This window comes from Microbacterium sp. GXS0129, from assembly GCF_044769785.1.
Lineage (GTDB): Bacteria > Actinomycetota > Actinomycetes > Actinomycetales > Microbacteriaceae > Microbacterium > Microbacterium nymphoidis.
The window spans coordinates 69,853-95,553 of the sequence record NZ_JBIZVZ010000004.1 but is presented as its reverse complement, the minus strand read 5'-3'; the positions used below and the strand labels follow the sequence as shown (position 1 = coordinate 95,553).

The window sequence follows — 25,701 nt, the reverse complement described above, 5'->3', positions numbered from 1 at the left end:
TCGGGATGGGGGATCTTCATAAGACTAAGGCATGCCTTACCTACGTTCGAGTCCACGTGTCCGCGGCCAGGGCTAACGTGTCCGTATGCCGACTCCGAAAATCGAGACGATCATCGGCCGTCGCGCACTCGCCGCGGTGCTGGACGGATCGACGGCGCGCACGGATCGCGCGACCGCGGTGCGCTATCTGCTCCAGCTCCTCGCGGAGAAGGCCCCCGGTAACTCCGTGGAGGTACGCGTTCCCCCGTTCGGCGCCGTTCAGGTGGTCGAGGGGCCCCGCCACACACGAGGCACACCGCCCAACGTGGTGGAGACGGACGCCGACACCTGGATCGCGCTGGCCACCGGCGCACAGTCCTGGGCCGAGCTGTACGGGCAGGGTCTGATCAGCGCCTCCGGGGTGCGCGCGGACCTCTCCCCGCTGCTTCCGCTGCGACCCTGAGATTCACCGGCTGTAACGCGCGGCACGCCCCCGGATAGGCTGGGCCCTGTGAAGATCCTGGTGCTTGGTTCCGGTGCTCGTGAGCACGCCATCGTCCTCGCTCTGCGTGCGGAGAGCAGCGAGCACGAGCTGTTCGCCGCCCCCGGCAACGCGGGCATCGCCCGTGACGCCACCGTCGTGCCGGTCGACGCGAACGACCCGGTCTCGGTCACCGACTTCGCCCAGACCCACAGCATCGACCTCGTGGTAGTCGGCCCCGAGGCCCCGCTCATCGCCGGCGTGGCGGATCGTCTGCGCGCCACAGGTATCCCCGTATTCGGTCCAGGCAAGGCCGCCGCGGCACTGGAGGGATCCAAGGCATTCGCGAAGCGCATCATGGAGGCGGCGGGAGTCCCCACCGGTCGCGCCGTCCGCGCGGCGTCCGCCACCGAGGTGACCGCGGCGCTGGATGAGTTCGGAGCACCCTACGTGGTCAAGGCCGATGGACTCGCTGCAGGCAAGGGCGTGATCGTCACGACCGACCGCGATGCCGCGATCGCCCACGCCGAGTCCTACCTCCCGGGCGGGCCCGTCCTCATCGAAGAGTTCCTCTCGGGCCCCGAGGTCTCCCTCTTCTTCCTCTCGGACGGCGACACCGTCCGCCCGCTCAGCCCCGCGCAGGACTTCAAGCGCGCCGAAGACGGAGATGCCGGCCCCAACACCGGCGGCATGGGCGCCTACTCTCCGCTGCCCTGGCTGGCCGAGCGCTTCGGCTCGGAGGCGGCTTTCGTCGATGAGGTGGAGAAGACGGTGGCCCTGCCCGTGATCCGCGAGATGGACCGCAGCGGCACGCCGTTCATCGGGCTCCTGTACGCGGGCCTGATCCTCACCGATGCGGGCATCAAGGTGATCGAGTTCAACGCACGATTCGGCGACCCGGAGACCCAGGTGGTCCTCCCCCGCCTCACCACGCCGCTGTCCCGCCTCCTGTTCGCTGCGGCCACCGGCACGCTCGAGGACGAGCCGCGCCCGGAGTTCTCCGATCGCAAGGCCGTCACGGTGGTGCTGGCGAGCGAAGGCTACCCCGTCAACCCCGTGACCGGACGCCGGATCACCGGACTCCCCGAGGCGGAGAGCGTCGCCGATGTGCACATCGCCCATGCCGCGACCACCGACTCCGGGGGCGCGCTCACGGCCACGGGCGGTCGCGTCCTCAACGTGGTGGCGACGGGAGACTCGTTCTCAGCCGCCCGCACCGCCGCCTATGCGGCGATCGAGCGCATCGGCCTGGAGGGATCGCACTTCCGTCACGACATCGCCGCCCGCGTCGCCGGCGACTGACCGCGAAAAACCAGAACGTCCGAGAACCCCCGTGCTTGTGGGGCTTCTCGGACGTTCCGGGTATTGCGGCGACCCGTGGGCTACGAGCGGGCGGCGGGGATCGACGACGGGCGCTGCATGAAGCACACCGCGACGACGCCGATCAGCAGCACGAACGCCGGCAGCAGGATGGTCTGCGACATCGCAGCGGCGAAGGGCTCGGCCACCGCGGGAGGAATCGGTCCCGTAGCCGCTCCGAAGCCGCTCTCCGAGGACCCGGGCAGCTTCGCCTCCAGTCGTCCCTGCATCAGCGCGGCGATCGCGGCTGAACCGATGACCGAGCCGATCTGACGTGTGGTGTTGTAGACACCCGATCCGGCACCGGCGAGCGCGCGCGGCAGGTTGCGGTTGGCGGTGGTTGCCAGCGGCCCCCACATGCCGGCCTGACCCACGCCCATCACGCCGGCGATGATCAGGTACACCCAGAGCGGAGTGTCGACGGTCATCGTCATCGAGTACGCGAAGATGGCTCCCGACACCAGCAGCAGCCCCGGGATGAGCAGGAACCGCGGGTCGGTGCGATCCAGCAGCTTGCCGGCGAACGGCGCGAGGACGCCGGAGATCACGGCCATCGGGATCATCAGCAGAGCGGCCTGCGTGGGATCGAGACCGCGCGCCACCTGGATGAAGAACATCAGCGGCACGACCATGCTGGTCACCGTGAAGCCGACCGTGGTGATCGCGAGGTTGGCGACCGAGAAGTTGCGGTCACGGAACAGGCTCAGCGGGACGAGGGGCTCGTTCTTGGTGCGTGCCTGCATGAGGACGAACACCACGAGCAGCGCGACGCCGCCGAGGATCATGGTCCACACCCAGCCATCCCACGACATCTTCTCGCCCTCCTGCAGCCCGAACACCAGCAGGAACAGACCCAGACCGGAGACGATGACGCCGGGGATGTCGAAGGAGTGGGCGTGACGCTCCATGCGGGGTACGAGAATCCACGCGGCAACGAAGGCGATGACACCGACCGGGAGGTTCACGAAGAAGATCCATGACCAGCCCCAGCTGTCCACCAGAAGACCACCGGCGATCGGGCCCACCAGAGAGGCGACACCGGCGGTGGCACCCCAGAGCCCCATGGCGGCGCCGCGCTGCTGCGGCGGGAAGAGGCGGGTGATGACAGTCATCGTCTGCGGGGTCATGAGCGCGGCGCCGAGGCCCTGCACGGCTCGGGCGGCGATCAGCATGCCGAGCGACTCGGACAGACCGCACCAGAGCGAGGCGAGAGTGAAGACCACCAGGCCCGAGAGGTACAGGTTCTTCGGTCCGAACCGGTCGCCCAGCCGGCCGGTGACCAGAAGCGGGACGGCGTACGCGAGCAGGTACGCGCTGGTGACCCACACGACGTTGTCGAGATTGTTGGTGTCGGGATCCAGAGCGTTCTTGATGGCGGGGTTGGCCACCGAGACGATCGTGGTGTCCACCAGGATCATGAAGAATCCGATGACCAGAGCCCAGAGGGCGGGCCACGGCTTGACCACCCGGTTGGAACCGGTGGTCACGGGTGCGGACGCGGTCATGCGTCGTCCTTTCCAGCGATGAAGTGTTGGGAAGCGCGGTGCGACTCCGACGGTTCGCCCCACTGCAGGGCTCCCGCCGCGAGATCCGCGCACAGTGATTCGGTGAATTCGATGTCGGCGTTCAGCAGGGCGATCGCCCGCTGCAGCTCGACGAGATACTGCCGGTCGACGGGCTTCGCCAGAGCGCCGGTGTAGCCGCCCTGATACTCGTCGCGCAGGGTGGCGAGCTGGTCGACGCGCTGCCTGAGCAGGACGACGACCTCCTCGCGCGGCAGGTTGTGAGCCTCCGCCAGCGCCACCGCGAACTCGTCCGGGCGATCGGTGGAACCGAGGCGCTCGCGCACCCAGCTGACGATCTCCGCGGCGCCGGCCGGCAGCAGCGTGTAGGTGGTGCGTTCGGGGCGATTGCCTTCGCGGTCGGTGCCGGCCTCGGCGATCCATCCGTCACGCACGAGCCCGGCGATCTGGTTGTAGAAGGTGCCGTTCTGGATGGACACCAGTCGGTTCTCCCGGCGATGGCGCAGCAGCCGCATCATCTCGTACGGGTGCATGTCCCGCTCGCGCAGCAGCGCCAGGATCATGACCCCGAGCGGACGCACGGGTCGTGTGCTCATCGTTCGATCGCCTCCAATTAGTACAGATGGAATAGTACACCTGTAATTCTTTCTCGAAACCATCGCAACCGAAGTTAGGTAACCCTAAGCTGGACTCATGACCGATGTTCAGCCACGTTTCCACCGCGAAGTCACCCGCTACGACCTCGTCAGCCGATCACTCACCGTCTCCCGCGTGGAGCGCGTCGCCCCGGAGATGATCCGCGTCACGCTGTCCGGGGATGAGCTCGCCGGATTCGTGAGCACCGGCCCCGCGGACCACGTCAAGGTGTTCTTCCCCGACGCGGACGGGGTCTTCCACACCCGGCGCCCCGACGGCGAGCCGACGGGACCCGTGATCCTCCGCGACTTCACGCCGCTGCTCAGCGATGGGGAGCTCGCCCTGGACTTCTACACCCATGCCGATCCGGGTCCGGCGGCGGCCTGGGCGCAGTCGGTGAGTGTCGGCGATCCCGCACGGATCGCCGGTCCGCGCGGCTCCCGTGGCGTTCCGGCGGGAATCTCGCGCGCCATCCTGTTCGCCGACGAGACCGCGATGCCCGCCGTGACGCGGTGGCTGGAACTGCTGCCCGCGTCCGTCACCGTGGAGATCATCGCGATGGTCGGTGACGGCAGCTGGCTGGCAGGCTATCTCGGCCGGACAGCCGCCACGGTGCACGTCACGGGTCGCGACGCGAGCGGAGCGCTGCAGACTCTGGCCGGGCTCGCCCCGATCGACGCGTCCACGTTCGTCTGGGCCGCCGGCGAAGCCACGCAGCTCGTTCCGATCCGGCGCCACCTCCGTCGCGAGCTCGGGCTGCCCAAGGAGCAGGTCGTCGTGGACGGCTACTGGCGCCGCGGCGCCGCCGACTTCGACCACCACGCGCCGCTGGATCCCACCGACCCGGAGGAATGACCCCGCGAGTCTTCCGCCTGTGGGCGAGATCCGGACAGCGCGCCGGTTCTCGCCCACAGAGCGAAGTCTCACGGCAGTGCGCCACGGAGGCACACGAGAAGAGGCGTGCGAGGGTGCGCACGGAGGCGCCCGCGTAGGATCGACGCAGCCGCAGCCGCCCGGGCACCGGGCTCGACACCGAGGGAGGCGTGATGGCCCGCCGGCCCACCGTGTACGACGTCGCCAAGCTCGCCGGCGTGTCCACCGCGACGGTCTCCTTCGCATTCCGCCGCCCGGATCAGGTCCGCGACAGCACCCGGGAGGCCGTGCTGGATGCCGCCCGGGAGCTCGGGTATGTCCCGAGCGGTGCCGCACGCGGCCTCGCTCGTGGCGGCACCGGGGTGCTCGGTCTTCAGTCCTTCGATCTCCTCACCGAGTCCGACCTGCTCTCCTCCGACGAGCACGCACCCACGGAGGACGGCCCGCCCGATCCCCGCGTCTTCCCGCTCTACGTCGACGAGGTGCAGCGGGGGTTCGAGCTGGAGTGCCGACGGCGCGGATGGTCCGTGCACATCAGCAACGATCCGCGCGCACCGCAGGACGTCACCGATCACGCCGGGCGCGTGGACGGGCTCGCGGTGTTCCCCAGCCGCGCGGGGTTGAGCGGCGTCGCCGGCGTACTCGAGTCGGTGGTGCGCACGGTGCCGGTCGTGCTGTTCAGCATGGGCGGCGTGAGCGCCGACGAAGCGTTTCATCGGGTGCAGGCCGACAACAACGGCGGTGCGCGCGCCCTCATCACCCATCTCGTCGACCATCACGGCGCGCGCCGGTTCAGTTTCATCGGCGATCTCGCCGCGCCGGACTACCAGGAGCGATTCACCGCGATCACGGACGAGCTCACCGCTCGCGGGCTCGCGCGGCCCGCGACTCCCCTCATCGCGTCAGAAGATCCGCCCACGTCGGACCATCCCTCCGCACCGGACGACATCGCAGACCACACGACGTCGCAGGTCGCTGACGACATCGCCGCGAGCATCGCGGACGTCCCTGCGACGGAGCTTCCGGATGCCCTCGTGTGCGCGAGCGATCAGATCGCCATCGCCCTCATCGAGCGGCTCGAACGACGCGGCGTCTCCGTGCCCGGCGACGTGATCGTCACCGGCTTCGATGGGATCCTCGCCAGTCGCGTCCTTCACCCCACCCTCACCACGGTGCGCCAGCCGATGGCGGAAATGGGACGCGCCGCCGCGCGGATCCTCATCGAGGAAGCCGAGCAACGCAGCGGCACCGGCCACACCGTGATCCTGCCGACCGCGCTGATGCTCGGCGAGTCCTGCGGCTGCATTCCCGGTTGATCCGCCGGCGCCCTTGCGTCGCTCCGGCGATCGGGCAATACTCGAACATGATCTAAGCGCGTAGATTTGCGCTGAGATCTCGACTCGACGCTCCCGCACGAGATTCGCACCGATGCTTCGCGAGCACGCCGAGACCCGCCCACGAAAGGACTCACGTGACCAGCTTCCCCGACTCCTTCTTCTGGGGCGCGGCAACGGCCGCCCACCAGATCGAGGGCAACAACATCGGCTCGGACTGGTGGGAGATGGAGAACTCCCCGCAGATGCACATCGCCGAACGCAGCGGCGACGCCGCCGACAGCCTGCACCGATACCGCGAGGACATGCAGTTGCTGGCCGACCGTGGATTCGACATGTACCGGTTCAGCATCGAGTGGGCGCGCATCGAACCCGAGGACGGACAGTTCTCGGAGGCGATGCTGCAGCATTACCGTCGCATGATCGAGACTGCGATCGAGCTCGGCCTGACCCCCAATGTGACACTGCACCACTTCACCAACCCGCGCTGGTTCGCCCACGGCGGTGGGTGGCGCCGCGACGACGCCCCCGACGTGTTCCTCCGCTACGCCACCCGCGCCGCAGAGATCCTTGCGGGGGTGGAATGGGTGGTGACCATCAACGAGCCCAACATGGTCGCCGTGGTGCACGATTTCGCCGCCCCGAACCAGTCCGATGAACCCCCGGCTCCGGACCCCGTGGTCACGCAGAACCTCATCCGTGCCCATCACCTCACCGGGGCGATGCTGCGCGCGCGTGGCCACAAGGTGGGATGGACGATCGCCAACCAGGCCTACCATGCGGTCCCCGGCTACGAGGCTGAGACTCTCGCCTACCAGTACCCGCGGGAGGATGTCTTCCTGGAGGCGGCACGCGGTGACGACTGGCTGGGCGTGCAGGCCTATCTCCGCACGTTCATCGGCGAGGGCGGGCGGCCGCAGCCGATCCCGGAGGGCGTGGAGCGCACGCTGACCGGGTGGGAGTACTTCCCCGAGGCCCTGGGCATCGCGATCCGCCACAGCGCCGAGGTGGTGGGCGATGTCCCCCTCATCGTCACGGAGAACGGCATGGCCACCTCCGATGATCAGCGCCGCATCGACTACACCGGCGTGGCGCTGCGCGACGTGGCCTCGGCGATCGCCGACGGCATCAACGTCCGCGGCTACCTGCACTGGTCCCTGCTCGACAACTACGAGTGGGGATCGTTCCGCCCGACCTTCGGCCTGGTGGCCGTCGATCCCGTAACGTTCGAGCGTCGCCCCAAGCCCAGCCTGGACTGGCTGGCCGGCGTGGCCCGCACCGGCCGCCTCAGCTGACACACGGCAGGGGTTTCGTGCGCCGCCCGCGCGGCGTACGATCCCCGGCATGGTCCACGAGCGCGCGCACGAGATCTTCGACGACCTGACCCCGCAGTTCACGTCGTTGCCCGACGTGGCGCTCGGGCGGATGTTCGGCACGATCGGTCTCGGCGTCCGCGGCAAGATCTTCGCGTTCGTCGGCAGCGGCGGTGACCTGATCGTGAAGGTCGGCGAACGCCGCGCCGGGGAACTCGTGGCCGACGGCACAGCGGAGCGCACCGTGATGCGCGGACGCGAGATGCGCGAATGGCTCTCGCTGCGCATCGAGCAGGACGAGCTCTGGGCACCGCTCATGAGCGAGGCGCACGACTTCGTCGACGCCATCACCCCGCGCTGATCACCGGAGCGTGCTCGTGTCGCGGGTCACCAGGCCAGCAGCTTGGTCGGCCGGAGCAGAATGAGGGCGGAGAAACTCTCGACGATGTCATCCAGCGGCATGCCGTAGTCGGCGATCGCCTCCCGGTACTTCGCCTCGTACGCCTCACGTCGCGGTGCCATCCACGCCGCCGTTCCGCCCTCTCGCAGTTCCGCATCGCCACTGAGGATCACCACGTCATCGCCGAACGGGCCTCCCGCGTTGAGGTGGAACTGGGCGGCCGGGCCCGCGCGCAGGTGCTTCACCTTCGCCGTGTCGGGGCGAGTGATGATGACCACCTCGCCGTCCTCCCAGAAGAACCACACCGGCACCGAGCGCGGCGCGCCCGCACGATCCACCGTCGAGATCCACCCCACCAGCTCGCGCCGCAGCGCCGCCAGCGCCTTCACGTGCACCGGATCCGTCTCGTCCCACACCAGTTCGCTCATGTCATCGCCTCCGCGGGTCACGATACGAGGGGCCACCGACAGGGGAAAGGCGCGGAGGCGCGATAATGGTGGCGTGAGCACCGCGCGCGAGATCCCCGGCTGGAAGCACGTCTACTCCGGAAAGGTCCGGGACCTCTACGAGCCCGCGGACGGGCCGGCGGATCGGATGCTGGTGGTGGCCTCCGATCGCGTGAGCGCCTTCGACTTCGTACTCTCACCCGGCATCCCCGACAAGGGCGTCCTGCTCACCAGCCTCAGCGGATGGTGGTTCGAGCAGCTGGCGGGCGCCGATGGCGGCGTTCCGGTCGCCAACCACCTCACGGGGCAGGAGCCTCCCGCCGAGGTGACTGGCCGCGCGATGGTGGCCAGGAAGCTGTCGATGATCCCGATCGAGTGCGTCGTGCGCGGCTATCTCACCGGCTCCGGCTGGAAGGAGTACCAGCAGAGCGGCTCGATCTGCGGTGTGGCGCTGCCCACGGGACTCCAGGACGGCGACCGTCTGCCCGAACCGATCTTCACGCCCGCGTACAAGGCGCCACTGGGCGAGCATGACGAGAACATCACCTTCGAGCAGTCGGAGGAGATCGTCGGCGAAGAACTGGCGGCCGACCTGCGGGACCTGTCCCTGCAGATCTACCATCGTGCTGCCGCCACAGCCGAAGCGCACGGACTGATCCTGGCCGACACCAAGTTCGAGTTCGGTCACGACGCCGACGGATCACTGACCCTCGGCGACGAGGTGCTCACGAGCGACTCCTCGCGCTACTGGGACCGCGCCGCGTGGGAGAAGGGGCAGACTCCGGCCGAACGCATGGCGAGCTTCGACAAGCAGATCGTGCGCGACTGGCTCGCCGCGAACTGGGACAAGACCGGCACTCCCCCGGAACTGCCCGCCGACATCGTGGCCGAGACCGCGGCACGATACGGCGAGCTGCTCACCCGCCTGCAGTCCTGAGCCGGGACACGGCACTCACCCGAGGAGAGCGAGTGCGGTATCGATGCTGCGCGCCGCCTCCGCAGCATCCACCCTCGCCATCGCGAAGGCGGCAACCATGAGTCCGGTGACCGCGTCGGCGAGCCGCGCGAGCTCCGGCGCTGGCACCTGCCCGCGCGCGGCGTGCAGCCCCCGCACGACCGCGTCACGCAGTTCCGCACGGTAGTCGGCGATCACGCGAGCCACCTGCGGGTCGTCGGCGATCGGCGCCCCTGCGGTGTTGATGAGCAGGCAGCCGTTCGCGGCGGGCATCGACTCGAGGTTCTGAAACGCCGCGCGCAAGCCGGTGAGGTAGTCCGCGAGCGCGCTCGGTTCGACATGCTGGGCGGTCAGGGGTCGCAGCCGGGGCCGCACGACCTCCGTGAGGTAGCTGTCGACGGCGGCGTCGAACAGTCCTCGCTTCGATCCGAACGCGTTGTAGATGCTGGAACGGCTGAGTCCGGTCGCGGCCTCGAGCTCGGGGATTGAGGTGCTTTCGTACCCGGTTCGCCAGAACAGCGCGCGAGCCGCCCGCACGACCGTGTCGCGATCGAAGCTCTGCGTGCGTGCCATGGATTCCCACCTTTGTAACGACCTGTCCAGTATATACTGGACAGGTCGTTACAGAATCGACTCGACAGAAGGAGATCCCCATGGTGATCGCAGGCCTGATCCTCGCCGGCATCGCAGCGCTCGTCCACGTCTACATCTTCGTGATGGAGTCGCTGACCTGGACGACACCGCGCGTCCGCGCCACCTTCGGCTTGAGTGAGGAGGAGGCGCATGCCACGAAGGAGATGGCGTTCAACCAGGGGTTCTACAACCTGTTCCTCGCCATCATCGCCGTGGTCGGCATCGTCGCTTTCCTCCTCGGCACCACATCACTGGGCGCCGGCCTGGTGTTCGCGGGCACAGGTGCCATGGCGGGCGCAGCGCTCGTCCTGCTTCTCTCCAGCCCCGACAAGCGCAGCGCCGCCCTCAAGCAGGGCGTGATCCCGGCGCTTGCTGTCCTCCTGCTCGCACTCGGCCTCGCGCTCTGACCGTCCGCGCGCTCCTCCTCAGAAAGAGAGTTCCATGTCCACTGCCCAGAGCACCCAGATCCGTCTCGCGAAGCGCCCCGTGGGGTGGCCGACGCACGAGGACTTCGAGACCGCCGAGGTCGCGTATGACACCCCGGCTGCCGGAGAAGTCCGGGTGCGCAACGAGTTCGTCTCGGTCGATCCGTACATGCGCGGGCGGATGAACGACGTCCGCAGCTACGTCGCGCCCTACGCGCTCGGCGAGACTATCGCCGGTGGCGCGATCGGCCGCGTGGTCGAGTCGAACGCCGCGGAGCTCCCCGTGGGAACGCTGGTTCTTCACCAGCACGGCTGGGCCGACGTCGTCCAGGCCCCGGCCACCACTTTCCGTGCGGTACCGGAGCTCGACGGCGTCCCGTCCTCGGTGCGCCTGCACATCCTGGGGATGACGGGTCTCACGGCGTACGTCGGTCTCACCACGATCGCCGCGATGAAGCCCGGCGACACGGTGTTCGTCTCGGGTGCCGCAGGCGCCGTGGGCACCGCCGTCGGCCAGATCGCGAAGCTCCTCGGAGCGGGGCGGGTGATCGGCTCCGCCGGCAGCGCGGAGAAGGTCGCTCTGCTCACCGGAAAGTACGGCTACGACGCCGCTTTCAACTACAAGGACGGCGACGTTCGCGCACAGCTCGCCGCTGCGGCGCCGCAGGGGATCGACGTGTTCTTCGACAACGTCGGCGGCGATCACCTCGAAGCCGCACTGGACGCCTTCAACGATGGCGGGCGCGCCGCGCTCTGCGGCGCGATCGCCGAGTACAACACGACGGGCCGCACTCCCGGCCCCGACAACATGGCCAACATCATCACGCGCGGCCTCACGCTCACCGGGTTCACTCTCGCGAACCACCTCGGCGTCGCGCCGGAGTTCCAGGAGAAGATGGCGGGCTGGTTCGCAGCGGGCGAGATCGCCTATGACGAGACCATCGTGGACGGCATCGAGAACACCGTCGACGCCTTCCTCGACATGATGCGCGGCGCCAACACGGGCAAGATGCTGGTGCGCATCGCGCCGGCCGAGAACGCCTGACGACACCGGCCGGCGCCTCACCGGCGCCGGCCGTCCCGTCACTCGGGCGAGTGAATCACGTGGACTTCCGCGGCCAGAGGTTCGCCGAGACGAGCACCCGCATCATTCCAGCCGATCCAGCCGTCGCCGGCGATGCTCGCCAGAAGGAACGGGCCGCTGCGGCGGAAGCTGTGGGTCGGCTCCTCGAACACGTACCAGCCGTTCTCCCACACCGGCTCCGCCTCCGCCCAGGCGGCAGACCAGGCATCGCCGGCATCGACGCTCGCCAGGAAGCGGGAGCCGAACAGGCTCTCCTGCAGCACGAACGACGTGAGCAGATGCTCCAGGGCGGGAGTCAGCGGAACGTAGTCGTCCATGTCGCCGTCGTCCCACATCCAGTGGGCGTTCGAGTGGGGCGCTCCGGCGGGATCGTCCGCGCGGACGCGGACGCGCCACCCCTCCTGGTTCTCGGAGATGACGTCGAACCAGCCATCGGCCGCCGACAGGTCCTCCGCCCGCACCAGGAAGTCCTGGTGCTGGAGGATCCCGGGCGCATCCGGCAGGTGCTCCCCCGGATCACGTCCCGGCCACCGGCCCGCCACAGCGTACAGCCGGCGCAGGGCTTCGGGCAGACCCGCGGGCAACTCCGATGCCGGGACACCGAACCGCGGTTCAGGCTCCCCGTGCCAGTCGGTGAGGAACCCGATCAGTCCGTCGATGCTTCCATCCAATGCGGGCACGGGGTGAGCCTATCGACCCTTCTGGTTCAGTCGCAGTTGGCGCAGACGCCCGTGGCGGGCAGCACCATGAAGCACGTGGGGCAGAACGCATCCTGACGCTCCACTTTCGCCACACGCGGAGCGCGGGGTTCGGCGGCGGCACGCGGTGCGCGCGGCTCGGTCGACCGCGTGGAGGATGCACCCCCGCGGATCGGCGACAGCGCTTCGACGACGGCGCTCACCCGCACCGGCAGTTCGATGCCGCGCGGGCGTCCGTCCTCTTCGCGGTAGGCGATGTAGCCGCGACCGATCTGGTGCGGGGGCTTCCCCGAGCGCGGCTTGGCGCCGATGTATGCACGGCTGGCGGGGATGAAGAACTCGCGGTAGTTGCGGTTCACGAGGAACTCGCGGATGACGGGGAGGTTCTCCACCGGGATCGGGAATCGTGCGAGCGCGGCGTCGAAGGTCGGGAACGTGTCGGCCGCCTTGAGGTCATCCGGAGTGGTCACCACATAGCCGAGCGCGCCGAGCTGCCCCGCGGCGCCGGTGAGCCCGGCGACCACCTGGCGACTGGTGAGCGGCTCACCGTGCTGGTGCCCGTACGCGGAGGCGAACAGCGCACGGGTGTCGTAACGACCGGCGCCCACGATCACGAAGGACTCGTTGACCTCCGGGAACCCGTACTTCAGAAGGAACAGCTCCCGACCCAACGAGGAGAACTCGGCGATCGCCGCTTCGACGGCCGCATGGTCGGTGAGGGAGGAATAGGAGGGCATAGGAAAACGCTAACGCGTCCGGGGCCGCCCCGGATCGGGGAGAGAGGCCTCCTACCCGGGCAGCCGTCCCGTCCAGCCAATCCCCAGGTTCGATAAAGTGATCCAGCGGTTCCGCCCCTTACCCCTGAGGAGTCCCTCCATGCCCTTGTGGTCCGTCTACGGCAACGGTCGCACCGTCGCCCCCGGCGACGTCGTCAAGCCCGAACAGCGTCTGAGCTGGCCCGCCACCATCGCCATGGGCGGTCAGCACGTCCTCGCGATGTTCGGCGCGACCTTCACTGTCCCGATCCTCACCGGCTTCCCGGTGGCCACCACCCTGCTCTTCAGCGGTATCGGCACGATCCTCTTCCTGCTGCTGACGCGCAACAAGCTGCCCAGCTACCTCGGCTCCTCCTTCGCGTTCCTCGCCCCGGTGATGGCCTTCAACGGCGGCAACCGGCTGGAGACCCCCGAGCAGATCGCGATGGCCCTCGTTGGCATCGTCGTCGCCGGTGTGGTGCTGGCGGGCATCGGCTTCCTGATCCAGGCGGTCGGGGTGAAGTGGATCGACCGCTTCATGCCCCCGATGGTCGCGGGCACCATCGTCGCCCTCATCGGCCTCAACCTCGCCGGCGCGGCGTGGAACAACTTCAAGGCGGCCCCGCTCACGGCCGTGATCACGCTGGCCGCGATCGTGCTGTTCAGCGTCGTCTTCCGCGGATTCCTGGGTCGTATCTCCATCTTCCTTGGTGTGATCGTCGGCTACATCGCCGCGGTCATCCAGGGCGAGGTGGACTTCGGCACGGTCGCCGCCGCCGACTGGGTGGGCCTGCCGCAGTTCCACCTCCCGGCATTCGCCGAGCCCGCAGCGTGGTCGGGAGTGCTGATGTTCCTGCCCGTGGTGCTCGTGCTCATCGCCGAGAACGTCGGCCACGTGCGGGGTGTCGCCGCCATGACCGAGGACCCCTCGATCAACCAGTCCACCGGCAAGGCGCTGTCCGCGGACGGCATCTCGACCGCCATCGCCGGCATGTTCGGCGGCTCCGGCACCACCACCTACGGCGAGAACATCGGTGTCATGGCGGCCACCCGCGTCTACTCCACCGCCGTGTACTGGGTCGCTGGTCTCGTCGCCATCGTGCTGGCGCTGTCGCCGAAGATCGGCGCGCTCTTCAACACCATCCCGATGGGTGTGCTCGGTGGCGCCACCACCGCCCTGTACGGCCTCATCGGTGTGATCGGCATCAAGATCTGGGTGGACAACCGCGTGGATCTGTCCCGCCCCGTCAACCAGCTCACCGCCGCCGTCGGTCTCATCGTCTCCATCGGCGGGTTCAGCGCGGTGTTCGGCGGCATCGAGTTCGGTGCGATCATCCTCGCGACGGTCGCCGTGCTCGCGATCTACCACCTCGGCAACCTCATCGCGCGAGCCCGGAAGACCGGCGCCGACGACGGCGGTCCCATCCCGGCCGTCGGCCCCCTCGGCGGCGACCCGGAGAACTGATCCATTCAGCTGTAGCGTTCTCTGAATGCAAGAGGTGTGGATCGTCTACCACGACAGTGGCCCAGACAACAACATCCTCGGCGTCTTCGCGAACGCAGAAGACGCCGAGGAATATGTCGCGATCGTGGGCCCTCAGTTCGAGCGTGGAGTGCTCACGAGCCGCTTCCCCGTACCGTGGCGGTCAACCGATCGTGTGACGCAGATCCGGATTTAGCCGCACGTGAACGTGAACTCGTCGGTGGAGTCACGGCCGAGGCCCGTGGCGCCGTTCTTGTTCGCACCCCAACCTCATCGCCTGCGCCCGCAAGACCGGCGCCGACGACGGCGGTCCGATCCCGGCGGTCGGCCCCCTCGGCGGCGACCCGGAGAACTGACGCCTCAGATGTGAGCACGCGGCCCCGACGAGACTGCTCGTCGGGGCCGTGTGCTCAGTCCTCGTCTGAGGGCGTGTCATCGCGGCGCTTGCGCTGCCATCCGATGACGCATATCCAGAACACGCTGGCGATGGACATTCCCATGATCAGTGATGCTGCGTCCATGGGAGCAGGCTATGCGGGGGCCGCGCGCTACACCTCCCCCGTGCGACGGAGTTCTACGCTGGATCGGTGACCGACCTCCTCGCCGCGTACGACGCCCACCTCCGCACCGCCTCCGAAGTACTGGGGGCCACCTCCGTGGACCGCATCGGGCCACTCTGGGCGGCGCGCTACGAGGGCGGTCGCCTGTTCGTCACCTACGCCGAGCTGGATGATCCCGCCGCCCGTGTCGCGCAGATCGCGGCGCTGATCGCCGCCGACGAGTCGATCGTGCAGGCCGAGTGGAAGACCCGGACCCACGACCACGCGCCGGGCCTGGAAGACGCCCTGACGCGCGCCGGATTCGCCGCCGAGGGCGTCGAATCCGTGATGCTCGGCGATGCGGGCACCCTGGTGGACGTCCCGGCTCCGGAGGGCGTGACGGTGCGGCAGATGACGACCCCCGCCGACATCCGCGCCGCGCTCGACATGCAGGACGAGGTGTTCGGCGGCACGCCGTATGCCGAGCGTCTGCTGCCGGAGATCCTGGAACGGCAGGCTCGCGGAGAAGGTGTGGAGGTGTGGGCCGCGGAGGTCGACGGCCGTATCGTCAGCGTCGGGCGCATCGATCCGATCCCCGGCACCGCCTTCGCCGGGATCTGGGGCGGCGCCACGCTCGCGAACTACCGCGGTCGCGGCATCTACCGCGCGCTCACCGCCGCCCGTGCCCGATCCGCCATCTCCCGTGGCGTGCGCTGGATCCACTCGGACTCGACCGAGTTCTCCCGTCCGATCCTGGAGCGCGCGGGCCTGGTGAAGGTCACGGAGACCGTGCCCTGGACCTGGGAGCGCAGCGCCTGAACCCTGCCGACGCGGATCCATGACCCGGTCTCCGGATCATGACGAATCCGGAATACTCGTCATGATCTGGAGACCCGGTCATGGATTCAGGAAGCCCGCCGCGCCCGAGGAGGTGCGCACGAGGTTTCCTCCACATGCGCGATATCCATTCCGCGGCCTGTGGACACGGCGTTCGCAGCGTGCCACGGCGGCCACTATGAGGCATGGATCTGCCTTCCTGGCTCGCAAAGCACGACCGAATCGCCCACCGCCGCCTTCTGCATGAAGCGGGTTTCGATGCGCGCGGAGTGCGACGATGGCTCGGATCGGCGGTCGTTCCGATCGGCCGCAACTGGGTGGCCTTGGCGGACGTCGATGACGTGCGGCGCGCAGCCGCCGAACTGAACGCCCGCGTCGCGTGCGTCTCCGCGGCGCGGCTGCGAGGCTGGTGGGTGCCCGTGACAGCGCCGGCAAACACTCATGTCCATGTTCCGCCCAGTGCCGCAACGACGTCCCGCCACGTTCATGTGCACCGCACCCGCCCGTTGATGCCGCTGCGGACGGGCGAGCTCCTCGAATCCATCGAAGACACGCTTCAGCACGTGGTCCGCTGCTGCGACGAGGCCACGGCGTTGGCGATATGGGAGTCGGCTTCGCGCACAGAACAGCTCGCACCGGCCGCCCTTCAGCGAATCCCCTGGCCCCGTCACGATGCACGAAGACTCGCCGCGCAGGTCACGGGCCTCTCGGACTCGGGGCTGGAAACCCTCCTCATGCGTGGGATGCGGCACATCGGACGTGAGCTTCGTCCGCAGGCGCTGATCGCCGGGCATCGCGTGGATCTCCTGATCGATGACTGGCTCGTCATCCAGGTCGACGGTCACGCCTTCCATTCGTCCGCAGCGGACCGCGGCCGCGACGTCGTCCACGACGCGGAGCTCACTCTCCGCGGCTATCAGGTGCTGCGGTTCACCTACGCTCAGGTCGTGCATGAGTGGGCGAGCGTGGAACGCACCATCCGGCGAGCGCTCCTCGCCGGTCCCGCCCGACGCTGACGCGGTGTCGCGAATCCATGACCAGGCCACCAATCCATGACGAATCCGACCGATCCGTCATGAATTCAGCAACCGATCATGACCTCACGTGGAGTCGCGGGCGATGAGCTCCAGCTCGACGAGGGTGGCGCGCGGGGGCTCCTCGCCGGAGAGGATCTCGATGAGGCGCTGCGCCACGAGATCGCCGAGCGCGGGCTGGCGCACGGTGGTCAGCGCGGGGGTGAGTTCGCGCGCGATGCTGGAGTCGTCGAATCCGACGATCGCGACGTCCTGCGGCACCCGCAACCCCGCCTCGGCCAGCACGGCGAGTGCGCCCTTGGCCATCAGATCGCTGGCGACGAACACGCCGTCCGGTGTCCCGTCCGCCAGGATCTCGCGCATGGCAGCCGCCCCGCCCAGTTCGGAGAAGTCGCCGATCGCCACCGTACCCTCGGCCAGCCCGGCATCCGCGAGGGCCTGGCGATAGCCGCTCAGGCGGTCGATGCCGGCCGGCATGTCGCTCGGCCCCGCGATGGTCGCGATACGGCGACGGCCACGCTCGATGAGGTGGGCGGTGGCCAGACGGCCGCCCTCCACGTTGTCCACGTCGACGTAGTACTCGGACTCCCCCGCGCGTTTGCGTGTCGGGCGGCCGCCGAACACGACGGGCACGACACCGGCGATGCGGTCCACGAACGCATCGCGCGAGTGGTGCGACACCACGATCACGCCGTCGACGCTGCCACCCCGGAGGTAGGCGATGGTGCGCTCGCCGGTCTCTTCACCCACCAGCACGAGAGTGAAGACATACCCCGATGCCGTGAGCCGGTGGTGCGCTCCTTCCACGACCGAGGCGATGAAGGGGTCCCCGAAGAAGCGCGAGACGTCTTCGGGGACCATCAGTGCGACGGCTTTGGTCTGCCTGCTCGCCAGGGAGCGGGCGGCCTGGTTCGGAACGTAGTGCAGCTTCGCGATGGCGGCCCGCACCCGCTCCTCGGCGCTCGGGCTGACGGACGTCGATCCGTTGACCACACGGGAGACGGTCGAACGCGAGACCCCGGCAGCGGCGGCGACTTCCTCGATCGTGGCCGCCGTGGCGGGTACGGACGTCGACGGATCCGCCACAGAGCCCTCTTTCAGTTCAACAGGTACGGGGGAACGCTGACCGGCGTCGGCACGTCGATGGCGCGTTCGGTGATGATGCGACGATACTCCAGTGCGCTGTCCTTGAATGCACGCTCCTGGCTCTCGTAGTCCACCCGCACGATCCCGAATCGCTTCTCGTAGCCCCAGGCCCACTCGTAGTTGTCGAGCAGTGACCAGTAGAAGTAGCCGCGCACGTCGACGCCGCCCTCTCGTGCGTCGAGGATGGCCGCGAGGTGACGGCGCAGGAAGTCGACGCGCTCGGCATCGTGCACTCGCGTCTCGCCCTCCTCGATCACCGGCTCGTCGTCATAGGCTGCGCCGTTCTCGGTCACGTAGAGCACGCTCTGCGCCGGCTGCGCGTACTCGTCCCAGACCCGGTGCAGCAGACGGGTGAGCCCCTCGGGCTGCACCTCCCAGCCCTGACCGGTGCGCGGGAGCCCTCGGTCGACGTGGTAGATCCCGTCCGAGGCCGGGAACGGGGAAGCCGTCTCACGCGTGGTGGGGGCCTCACCCTCGGGCGCGGGCCGATCGGAGGGTGCCCCTGCCACGTACTCGCCGTGGTAGTAGTTCACCCCGAGGGTCGCGATGTGTGTGGAGATGGTGTCGAGGTCCCCGGGCAGCACCGCCGCCTCGAAGCGCGCCACCGCCTCGGCGTCCACGCCACGGATGTCCTCCACGATGTCCGCGGGGTACTCGCCACGGAACACCGGATCCAGGAACCAGCGGTTGAACTGGCCGTCCACCCGTCGCGCAGCATCGCGGTCGGCCGCGTTCTCCGGGTCGACCGGATCGGCCACAGTGAGGTTGAGCGTGATGCCGAGGTTCAGCGACTCGTCGCGCCGACGCAGTTCCTCCACCACCTGCCCGTGCCCGAGCAGCAGGTGGTGGGAGGCCAGCATGCCCTCGGCCACCGACCGGTGCCCGGGAGCGTGCGCTCCCGCTGTGTAGGACAGGAACGACGAGCACCACGGCTCGTTCAGCGTGGTCCACACCTTCACGCGATCGCCGAGGGCGTCATGCATCGTGAGCGCGTACTCGGTGAAGAGGTCGCTGGCCTCCCGCGTGGTCCATCCGCCGCGTTCCTGGATGGCCTGCGGCATGTCCCAGTGGTACAGCGTGAGCCACGGCAGAATGTCCGCCTCCAGCAGTTCGTCCACCAGCCGCCGGTAGAAGTCCACCCCGGCCTGGTTGACCGCGCCCCCGTCGGGACGGACCCGGGACCAGGAGGTGGAGAACCGGTAGGTCTGCAGGCCCAGTCGCTTCATCAGCGCGACGTCCTGCGGATAGCGGTGATAGTGATCGCAGGCCACATCGCCGTTGTCGGCGTTGATGACGGCACCCGGAACCCGGGCGAACGCGTCCCAGATGGACGCTGTCCTGCCGTCTTCGAAGGCCGCGCCCTCGATCTGGTACGCCGCGGTGGCCGCGCCGAAGAGGAAGTCGTCCGGGAAGGAGCGAGCGGGAGAAGACATGGGAAACCTCTCGATTCGGGTGTGCGTCAGCCCTTGACCGCGCCAGCCATGATGCCACTGACGAGCTGTTTGCCGGCGAAGACGAACAGGATCAGCAGCGGGATGGTGGACAGCAGCACGCCGGCGAGCACCACGGAGTAGTCGACGAAATAGTTCGACTGCAGCAGGGACAGCGCCACGGGAAGGGTGGGGTTGGAGCGATCCAGCACGATGAACGGCCAGAAGAAGTTGTTCCAGGAGGATACGAACGTGAACAGCGCCAGCATCGCGGCGGCCGGTCGCGCGGCGGGAAGGCCCACGGTCAGGAAGGTGCGGAACTGGGTGGCGCCGTCGACGCGGGCAGCTTCGATCAGCTCGTCCGGCACGGACTGACGCAGGTACTGCGTCATCCAGAACACCCCGAACGCGCTGGTCAGCGCGGGCACGATGATGGCGCCGATCTGACCGGTCCAGCCGAGATCGCTGAAGAGGATGTACAGCGGCACGACACCCAGCTGCATGGGAACAGCCATCGTGGCGATGACGAAGACCAGCAGCACGTTCGAGCCCGTGAACTTCAGCTTCGCGAACGCCCATCCGGCGAGGGTCGAGAAGAACACCACGGACGCGGCGATCACCGCCGAGCTCCACACGGAGTTCCACAGCGCCTGCCAGAAGTTGACGGCGGGATCCGTCATCACCTTCTGCATGTTCTCCCAGAGGTTGCCTCCGGGGATCCAGCTCATGTGGGGGTCGCGGATCGTGTAGGAGTCGCCCGAGCCGATCAGCAGCGACCAGTAGTACGGGAACAGGCAGGCGAGGAGGAATGCGCCGAGGACTCCGTAGACGAGGAAGCCGGGGCGGGTTCCTCGGATGGCACGTGCTCGCGGCGTGCGGCCGGTGGCCTGGGTGACGGTCTCGGTGGCTGTGGTGGTCATCGGAGCGCCTCCGTCTTCGTCGATTCGCGGGTGGTCGCGCTCGTGCGCTGGGCGGCAACGCGACGACGCATGGCCACCGAGGCCGCACGCCGCTGGGCGCGCGTCATCCCGTCGCGGGTCCCCTCATCGCGCACCAGGGAGCGGGTGACGAGGAGGTTGATGATGCCGATGGCCAGGATGATGATGAACAGGATCCAGGCGAGCGCCGCCGCACGGCCGAAGTTCCACTCTCCCCAGCCGATGTTGTAGAGGTACATCGTGATGGTCAGCCACTGGCTGTTGGCACCTCCGGTGCCGGTCTGGTCGTACATGCGCGGCTCGTCGAAGATCTGGAGCCCGCCGATGGTGGAGGTGATGATGACGAAGATCAGCGTCGGCTTGAGGCTCGGCATCGTGATGGAGAAGAACTGCCGCACGCGCCCCGCGCCGTCCACGGTCGCCGCCTCGTAGAGGTCGCGGGGAATGGCCTGCATGGCCGCCAGCAGGATGAGGGTGTTGTAGCCGGTCCAGCGGAAGTTGACCATGGTGGCGATGGCGATGTGGCTGAAAAAGGCGTTCGAATGCCACGGCAGGGCGGTCAGTCCCGCGTTGGTGAGGATCGTGTTCACGATGCCGTACTGGTCGCCGAACATGTTGGAGAAGATGAGCGCGACGGCGACGGGTGCCATCACGTACGGGACGAGGACCCCCATGCGCCAGAACGTGCGCGCCCGGATGTTCTCGTTGAGCATCGCGGCGATGATGATCGCGATGATCAGCTGCGGCACCGAGGAGAGCAGGAAGATGCTGAACGTGTTGCGCAGCGCGATCCAGAACTTCGGCTGGCTCAGCACGTAGGTGTACTGGTCGAAGCCGATGAATTCACCGGAGTTGCGCACGAGATCCCAGTCCATGAACGAGATCACAGCGGTGTATCCGATGGGGAACAGCCCGATCACGGCGAAGAGCACGAAGAACGGGGAGATGTAGAGGTAGGGCGAGACCTTCAGGTCCCACCTGCTGAGCTTGTGCCCGAACCCGATGCGCTGAGGGTCACGCGGGGTCGCTCGCCGGGCGGTGGGGGTCGTGGCGGACACGATGCTCCTTTTCGCGAGGGAGTCCGCGGGATCGGCCGGTCGGACCGATCCCGCGGAGACGGACACTGTTACTTGATCGCCTCGACCTCGGAGACCCACTGGTCCCACGACGTCTTCGCGTCCTGCGTTCCCTCTTCCACGCGCGTCAGTGCCTTCTGCATCGCGTCGTTGATCTGGAAGTAGAAGGCGCCCTTGTACGGCGAGACGGTGACCGCCTGTGCACGGTTGCTGAGGATCGTGCCGACCGGCGCATCGTTGAAGAACTCGTTGGTCGCGGCGGCCAGCTCATCGCTCTTCATGGCGTCCACCTGGCTGGGGAAGGTTCCCGCCGCGGCGAACGCCTTCATCTGCGTCTCGGGAGAGGTGAGCCAATCCGCCAGCTCCTGCGCCGCCTTCACGTTCTTGCCGTTGGCGGGAATCGTGAGGTAGGAACCGCCCCAGTTGCCACCGCCGCCGGGGAAGACGTCGGCGATGTCCCACGTGGTCACGTCCTTGGCGTTGCCGGAGATGACACCGAGCATCCAGCCCGGGCAGAGCATCGTCGCGAAGGCGCCGTTGGCCAGGCCCGCGTTCCAGTCGTCGGACCACTGGCCGAGGTGCGCCGACTGATCCTTCGAGGCGGCGAGCACCTGGTCGTACGCGGCCTTTACGTCCGCGTTCTTCGTGGCGGTGATGTCGCCGCTCTTCGGATCCTCGTACGCGGCCTCGATCTGGTTGACCATGCCCTGGTAGGTGCCGCCCGCGGAGTCGAAGAAGGCCTTTCCGGTCTTCTGCGAGTACTCGGCGCCGACCTGGAAGTACTTGTCCCAGCCGCCCTCCAGCAACGCGGCGACCTCGTCGCGGTCCGTGGGCAGACCGGCCTCGGCGAACAGGTCGGAGCGGTAGCAGACGCCCTCCGGGCCGATGTCGGTGCCGTAGCCGATGAGGTTGCCGTCCTTGTCGGTGGCCGCCGCAGTCTTCCAGTCCAGCCAGCGGCTGGTCAGGTCGGCAGGCACCGGCGCGAGCAGGTCGGAGTACTTCATCACCTCGGGCAGCCAGTCCACCTCGATGGCCTCGATGTCGGCGAGGCCCGACTTGCCGAGCTTCTGGAAGTAGTTCGCGCGGGCGTCGTTGGACGTGGCCGCCTTCGTGAACACGACCGTGACGTCGGGGTGCTCGGCCTCGTACGCCTTCTTCAGGTCGTCGGTGTAGCCGAAGTCGTTGAAGGTCGACACGGTCAGCGTGACCTTGCCGTCGGAGGATCCGCCGTCGGCGGCGTCGGACGATCCGCCGGCGCAGCCGGCGAGGACGAGGGCCGTCGCGGAGACGGCTGCCACGGCGATGCCGCCGCGGCGAAGTGCTGCAGAAATCACTGTCACTCCTTTGTGGATGATGTGGTGCGGGGATTGTGGGGCCACCTTGGGAGCGCTCCCAACCGGTTCTCGACCATATGAGAGCGCTCCCACGAAAGTCAAGTTTCGTGATCCGAACGTGATTCACGAGGGCCGAGGGCGCCGATCAGCCGCGGTCGAACCGGCGTGGGGCCGCGGGTAGACTGATGACGACCGCCGTTCGCGTCCACCTCGGAGCCACAATGCCCACCATCGTCGTCGACGTCATGCCGAAGCCCGAACTCCTCGACCCGCAGGGCAAGGCGGTGAGCGGTGCCTTCGCGCGTCTCGACGTCGACGCCTTCACCGGTGTCCGCATCGGCAAGCGATTCGAGCTGACCGTCGAGGGCGAGGTGACCGAGGAGATCCTCGCCACCGCCCGCAAGGTCGCCGAGGACGTGCTCAGCAACGCCGTCATCGAGGACGTCGTGGGCATCGAGGTGGTCGAGTGACCGCTCGGATCGGGGTCGTCACCTTCCCCGGTTCGCTGGACGACCGCGACGCTCAGCGCGCGATCCGCCTCGTCGGAGCCGAGCCGGTGGCCCTGTGGCATGCCGACCACGACCTGCAGAACGTCGACGCCGTCGTCCTCCCGGGCGGCTTCAGCTACGGCGACTACCTGCGCGCCGGAGCCATCGCGGCTCTCGCACCGATCATGACCGAGATCAAGGACGCCGCCGGCAAGGGCATGCCCGTCCTGGGCATCTGCAACGGCTTCCAGATGCTGGTGGAGGCACACCTGCTCCCCGGCGGCCTGATCCGCAACGCCCACCAGCAGTTCATCCGTCGCGACCAGCGCCTGCGTGTGGAGAACGCGGACACCGCGTGGACCAACGCCTTCACCGCCGGCGAGGAGATCATCATCCCGCTGAAGAACGCCGATGGCGGCTACATCGCCGATGAAGAGACCCTCAAGCGCCTCGAAGGTGAGGGCCGGGTGGCGTTCCGTTACGCCGGCATCAATCCCAACGGATCCCTCAACGACATCGCCGGTCTCACCAACGAGGCGGGCAACGTGGTGGGCCTCATGCCGCACCCGGAGCACGCCGTGGAGCCGGGCTTCGGCCCGAACACCCCCGCAGCGATGCGCTCCGGCGAGGACGGCATCACGTTCTTCGAGTCCGCGCTCGCGGCGATCGCTCGCGTCGCAGCCTGAGAGCATACGAGAACGGCCCTGCCTCGGCAGGGCCGTTCGTCGTTCAGACGGTGCCGGCGGGCGGCCAGACGCCGATGATCACGGCCATGACCACCACCGTCACCAGCTCGTGCATCACGTTCATGACCGTCAGCGCCGGCGGCCGCCCCTCGAACGCATCGTGGGTGATGAAGCGCGCGGCGGTGAACCCAGCCCACAGCAGCACGCCGGTGACGAGGGCCGACACCAGGTAGCTGCCCTCGTAGAAGTGCCACGCGATGGTGGTCGAGCCAGCCAGCACCCAGGAGGTGATGAAGCTCACCACGACGGTGACGAGGATGGGCGTCACGGCGCTCGCTCCCTCGCGATGGGGGTCGACCTTGGCCAGCGCCATCCACTTCGTTCCGAACACTTTCGGGGTGTACCAGACGCTGCCGACGATCATGGTCGACAGCGTCGCCAGGATCACGCTCCAGTAGTTGATTTCAGGGACCATGCTCGTTCTCCTCGGATCGGGATGACGCGAGCATAACGATCACCCGGTGCTGTCGGGGGCGGAATCGGAATAGGGTCGAATCATGTCGAAGCTGAGCGTGTCCGTGCCCACCGAACGACTCGAGCGGGACGTGCGTGCACGACTCACCCCGGAGCAGATCGCAGCGATCGATCTGTTCGTGTGGGACATGACCGATCCCACGCCCCGCCAGCGCATCGACATCGTGGTGCCGCCGTACATGTCGGCGCGCGACGCGCTCCCCCGCCTCGCGGACGTGACGACGCGCCTGGTGCAGAGCCAGTCCATCGGCTGGGACGACGTTCCCCACCACCTGCCCGCCGGTCACGTCTTCGCCAATGCCGCCAGCGTGCACGAGACGGCCACCGCGGAGCTCGCCCTCGCACTCACCCTCGCCGTGCAACGACGCCTGCCCCAGTACGTGCGCCAGCAGGACGCGCACGAGTGGCGGGGCAGGTTCGCGAACGGATTGGCCGACTGCCGCGTGCTGCTGCTCGGGTACGGCGGCGTCGGTAAGGCGACCGCGGCGCGGCTGGACCCGTTCGAGGTCGAGGTGGTGCCGGTCGCATCGTCCGCGCGCGTCGAGGACGGCCGCGAGGTGCACGCGATGAGCGAGCTCGCGGAGCTGCTGCCGACCGCCGACGTCCTCATCGTCACGCTGCCCGACACCCCGGACACCCGGGGCCTCATCGACGACGCCGTGCTGTCGGCGCTTCCCGACGGCGCGCTGGTAGTCAACGTCGGACGCGGCCCGATCATCGACACGGACGCGCTGGTGGATCACCTGCGCCGTGAGCGGATCCTCGCCGCGCTCGACGTGACGGAGCCCGAGCCGCTGCCGGCGGATCACCCGCTGTGGTCCGCACCCGGCGTGCTGATCTCCCCGCACGTTGGCGGTGCGTCGGCTGCCATGCAGCCGCGCATCGCCCAGCTCGTGGCCGACCAGATCACGCGGATGCTGGACGGCGAGGACGCCCGCAACGTGGTCTACTCCAGCTGACGTGAGCACCTACGTCCCCTTCGCGTGGACAGAAGCCGGCACCACCGTGCGAATCACCCGCGGCGGCACACTCGTGACGGTCGTCGGCGGGGCGGACGCTCGCCGGCTGCTGGCCCGGCTGGGCGACTCGGACGAGAACGATCAGGCGCTGCTCCAGCGCGCGACGGGCAACTACAGGCGGGGCAACGAGCGCTAGCGTCTCCGCCCGATCGCGACCGCGTGTGACCGGGTACGGCAGTGCCATCTGAGCGCCGGCACCGCAGACGTCACCGTCTGTCCACAGTTCGGGAGGCCGCAACCGCGGGAGCCCCGGGAAACCCGCT

28 protein-coding genes are annotated in these 25,701 nt (G+C 68.3%); 16 read left to right on the top strand and 12 right to left on the bottom strand.

What is annotated here, in order from left to right:
• Positions 1-85: 85 nt before the first annotated feature.
• Both ACIQJ5_RS12880 and purD read left to right on the top strand, forming a co-directional pair.
• A complete protein-coding gene (locus ACIQJ5_RS12880; RefSeq protein ID WP_402844549.1) occupies positions 86-442 on the top strand; it encodes a sterol carrier family protein in 357 nt (118 codons plus the stop codon).
• A gap of 48 nt (positions 443-490) precedes the next feature.
• Complete coding sequence (gene purD / locus ACIQJ5_RS12875; protein WP_402844546.1) at positions 491-1,762, top strand: phosphoribosylamine--glycine ligase; 1,272 nt, start codon at positions 491-493, stop codon at positions 1,760-1,762.
• An 80-nt stretch (positions 1,763-1,842) separates the two neighbouring features.
• Here the strand turns inward: purD and ACIQJ5_RS12870 are convergent, their stop codons facing one another.
• Together ACIQJ5_RS12870 and ACIQJ5_RS12865 are read right to left on the bottom strand one after the other, a co-directional pair.
• A complete protein-coding gene (locus ACIQJ5_RS12870) occupies positions 1,843-3,324 on the bottom strand; it encodes a DHA2 family efflux MFS transporter permease subunit (RefSeq protein ID WP_402844543.1) in 1,482 nt (493 codons plus the stop codon).
• Positions 3,321-3,938: a PadR family transcriptional regulator gene (locus ACIQJ5_RS12865; RefSeq protein ID WP_402844541.1), complete on the bottom strand. Its 618-nt coding sequence runs from the start codon at positions 3,936-3,938 to the stop codon at positions 3,321-3,323. Before ACIQJ5_RS12865 ends, ACIQJ5_RS12870 begins: the two co-directional genes overlap by 4 nt.
• 97 nt (positions 3,939-4,035) lie before the next feature.
• Here ACIQJ5_RS12865 and ACIQJ5_RS12860 point away from each other — a divergent pair, with 97 nt between their 5' ends.
• The 4 genes from ACIQJ5_RS12860 (at position 4,036) to ACIQJ5_RS12845 (ending at position 7,859) form a co-directional block, all read left to right on the top strand.
• On the top strand, positions 4,036-4,833 hold the full coding sequence (locus ACIQJ5_RS12860; protein WP_402844538.1) for a siderophore-interacting protein: 798 nt from the start codon (positions 4,036-4,038) through the stop codon (positions 4,831-4,833).
• 191 nt (positions 4,834-5,024) lie between these two features.
• Positions 5,025-6,167 carry a LacI family DNA-binding transcriptional regulator gene (locus ACIQJ5_RS12855; RefSeq protein WP_402844535.1) on the top strand — a complete coding sequence of 381 codons (1,143 nt, stop codon included), beginning with the start codon at positions 5,025-5,027 and terminating at the stop codon, positions 6,165-6,167.
• A 155-nt stretch (positions 6,168-6,322) separates the two neighbouring features.
• Positions 6,323-7,480, top strand: a complete 1,158-nt coding sequence (locus ACIQJ5_RS12850; RefSeq protein ID WP_402844533.1) for a glycoside hydrolase family 1 protein — start codon at positions 6,323-6,325, stop codon at positions 7,478-7,480.
• Between the two features lie 49 nt (positions 7,481-7,529).
• Positions 7,530-7,859: a TfoX/Sxy family protein gene (locus ACIQJ5_RS12845; protein ID WP_231092922.1), complete on the top strand. Its 330-nt coding sequence runs from the start codon at positions 7,530-7,532 to the stop codon at positions 7,857-7,859.
• Between the two features lie 26 nt (positions 7,860-7,885).
• Here ACIQJ5_RS12845 and ACIQJ5_RS12840 read toward each other — a convergent pair whose 3' ends face one another.
• Positions 7,886-8,326: a pyridoxamine 5'-phosphate oxidase family protein gene (locus ACIQJ5_RS12840; protein WP_402844529.1), complete on the bottom strand. Its 441-nt coding sequence runs from the start codon at positions 8,324-8,326 to the stop codon at positions 7,886-7,888.
• A gap of 73 nt (positions 8,327-8,399) precedes the next feature.
• Here ACIQJ5_RS12840 and ACIQJ5_RS12835 point away from each other — a divergent pair, with 73 nt between their 5' ends.
• Complete coding sequence (locus tag ACIQJ5_RS12835; RefSeq protein ID WP_402844526.1) at positions 8,400-9,281, top strand: phosphoribosylaminoimidazolesuccinocarboxamide synthase; 882 nt, start codon at positions 8,400-8,402, stop codon at positions 9,279-9,281.
• Between the two features lie 15 nt (positions 9,282-9,296).
• On the opposite strand, the gene ACIQJ5_RS12830 is transcribed toward ACIQJ5_RS12835, so the two are convergent.
• Complete coding sequence (locus tag ACIQJ5_RS12830) at positions 9,297-9,872, bottom strand: TetR/AcrR family transcriptional regulator (RefSeq protein ID WP_402844523.1); 576 nt, start codon at positions 9,870-9,872, stop codon at positions 9,297-9,299.
• Between the two features lie 80 nt (positions 9,873-9,952).
• Here ACIQJ5_RS12830 and ACIQJ5_RS12825 point away from each other — a divergent pair, with 80 nt between their 5' ends.
• Together ACIQJ5_RS12825 and ACIQJ5_RS12820 are read left to right on the top strand one after the other, a co-directional pair.
• Positions 9,953-10,339 (top strand): DUF1304 domain-containing protein, encoded by a 387-nt coding sequence (locus ACIQJ5_RS12825; RefSeq protein WP_231092926.1) that lies wholly within the window; start codon positions 9,953-9,955, stop codon positions 10,337-10,339.
• A gap of 34 nt (positions 10,340-10,373) precedes the next feature.
• Positions 10,374-11,402 carry an NADP-dependent oxidoreductase gene (locus ACIQJ5_RS12820; protein ID WP_402844520.1) on the top strand — a complete coding sequence of 343 codons (1,029 nt, stop codon included), beginning with the start codon at positions 10,374-10,376 and terminating at the stop codon, positions 11,400-11,402.
• 38 nt (positions 11,403-11,440) lie between these two features.
• Here ACIQJ5_RS12820 and ACIQJ5_RS12815 read toward each other — a convergent pair whose 3' ends face one another.
• Both ACIQJ5_RS12815 and ACIQJ5_RS12810 read right to left on the bottom strand, forming a co-directional pair.
• Positions 11,441-12,121, bottom strand: a complete 681-nt coding sequence (locus ACIQJ5_RS12815; protein ID WP_402844517.1) for a hypothetical protein — start codon at positions 12,119-12,121, stop codon at positions 11,441-11,443.
• A gap of 26 nt (positions 12,122-12,147) precedes the next feature.
• On the bottom strand, positions 12,148-12,876 hold the full coding sequence (locus ACIQJ5_RS12810) for a hypothetical protein (RefSeq protein ID WP_402844514.1): 729 nt from the start codon (positions 12,874-12,876) through the stop codon (positions 12,148-12,150).
• A 139-nt stretch (positions 12,877-13,015) separates the two neighbouring features.
• Between ACIQJ5_RS12810 and ACIQJ5_RS12805 the strand changes: the two genes are divergently transcribed.
• From ACIQJ5_RS12805 to ACIQJ5_RS12795, 3 genes are all read left to right on the top strand, one after another.
• A complete protein-coding gene (locus ACIQJ5_RS12805) occupies positions 13,016-14,359 on the top strand; it encodes a uracil-xanthine permease family protein (RefSeq protein WP_231092930.1) in 1,344 nt (447 codons plus the stop codon).
• Between the two features lie 605 nt (positions 14,360-14,964).
• Positions 14,965-15,735: a GNAT family N-acetyltransferase gene (locus tag ACIQJ5_RS12800; protein ID WP_402844511.1), complete on the top strand. Its 771-nt coding sequence runs from the start codon at positions 14,965-14,967 to the stop codon at positions 15,733-15,735.
• Positions 15,736-15,938: 203 nt separating this feature from the next.
• Complete coding sequence (locus ACIQJ5_RS12795) at positions 15,939-16,769, top strand: endonuclease domain-containing protein (protein WP_402844508.1); 831 nt, start codon at positions 15,939-15,941, stop codon at positions 16,767-16,769.
• Between the two features lie 84 nt (positions 16,770-16,853).
• On the opposite strand, the gene ACIQJ5_RS12790 is transcribed toward ACIQJ5_RS12795, so the two are convergent.
• The 5 genes from ACIQJ5_RS12790 to ACIQJ5_RS12770 all read right to left on the bottom strand — a co-directional run bounded on the left by ACIQJ5_RS12790 (position 16,854) and on the right by ACIQJ5_RS12770 (position 22,711).
• Positions 16,854-17,873: a LacI family DNA-binding transcriptional regulator gene (locus tag ACIQJ5_RS12790; protein WP_231092934.1), complete on the bottom strand. Its 1,020-nt coding sequence runs from the start codon at positions 17,871-17,873 to the stop codon at positions 16,854-16,856.
• An 11-nt stretch (positions 17,874-17,884) separates the two neighbouring features.
• Positions 17,885-19,366 carry a GH1 family beta-glucosidase gene (locus ACIQJ5_RS12785; protein WP_231092935.1) on the bottom strand — a complete coding sequence of 494 codons (1,482 nt, stop codon included), beginning with the start codon at positions 19,364-19,366 and terminating at the stop codon, positions 17,885-17,887.
• 26 nt (positions 19,367-19,392) lie between these two features.
• A complete protein-coding gene (locus ACIQJ5_RS12780) occupies positions 19,393-20,283 on the bottom strand; it encodes a carbohydrate ABC transporter permease (protein WP_402844503.1) in 891 nt (296 codons plus the stop codon).
• A complete protein-coding gene (locus ACIQJ5_RS12775; protein WP_402844501.1) occupies positions 20,280-21,359 on the bottom strand; it encodes a carbohydrate ABC transporter permease in 1,080 nt (359 codons plus the stop codon). The genes ACIQJ5_RS12780 and ACIQJ5_RS12775 overlap by 4 nt, the downstream gene beginning before the upstream one ends.
• Positions 21,360-21,427: 68 nt before the next feature.
• A complete protein-coding gene (locus tag ACIQJ5_RS12770) occupies positions 21,428-22,711 on the bottom strand; it encodes an ABC transporter substrate-binding protein (RefSeq protein WP_402844498.1) in 1,284 nt (427 codons plus the stop codon).
• A gap of 221 nt (positions 22,712-22,932) precedes the next feature.
• Here ACIQJ5_RS12770 and ACIQJ5_RS12765 point away from each other — a divergent pair, with 221 nt between their 5' ends.
• Positions 22,933-23,181 (top strand): phosphoribosylformylglycinamidine synthase subunit PurS, encoded by a 249-nt coding sequence (locus ACIQJ5_RS12765; protein ID WP_231092999.1) that lies wholly within the window; start codon positions 22,933-22,935, stop codon positions 23,179-23,181.
• Complete coding sequence (gene purQ, locus ACIQJ5_RS12760; RefSeq protein WP_231092938.1) at positions 23,178-23,885, top strand: phosphoribosylformylglycinamidine synthase subunit PurQ; 708 nt, start codon at positions 23,178-23,180, stop codon at positions 23,883-23,885. The genes ACIQJ5_RS12765 and purQ overlap by 4 nt, the downstream gene beginning before the upstream one ends.
• 43 nt (positions 23,886-23,928) lie before the next feature.
• On the opposite strand, the gene ACIQJ5_RS12755 is transcribed toward purQ, so the two are convergent.
• Positions 23,929-24,360: a DUF1761 domain-containing protein gene (locus tag ACIQJ5_RS12755; RefSeq protein WP_231092939.1), complete on the bottom strand. Its 432-nt coding sequence runs from the start codon at positions 24,358-24,360 to the stop codon at positions 23,929-23,931.
• 82 nt (positions 24,361-24,442) lie between these two features.
• Between ACIQJ5_RS12755 and ACIQJ5_RS12750 the strand changes: the two genes are divergently transcribed.
• A complete protein-coding gene (locus tag ACIQJ5_RS12750; RefSeq protein ID WP_231092940.1) occupies positions 24,443-25,378 on the top strand; it encodes an NAD(P)-dependent oxidoreductase in 936 nt (311 codons plus the stop codon).
• Between the two features lies 1 nt (position 25,379).
• Positions 25,380-25,574 (top strand): hypothetical protein, encoded by a 195-nt coding sequence (locus ACIQJ5_RS12745; protein ID WP_231092941.1) that lies wholly within the window; start codon positions 25,380-25,382, stop codon positions 25,572-25,574.
• Positions 25,575-25,701: the final 127 nt, after the last annotated feature.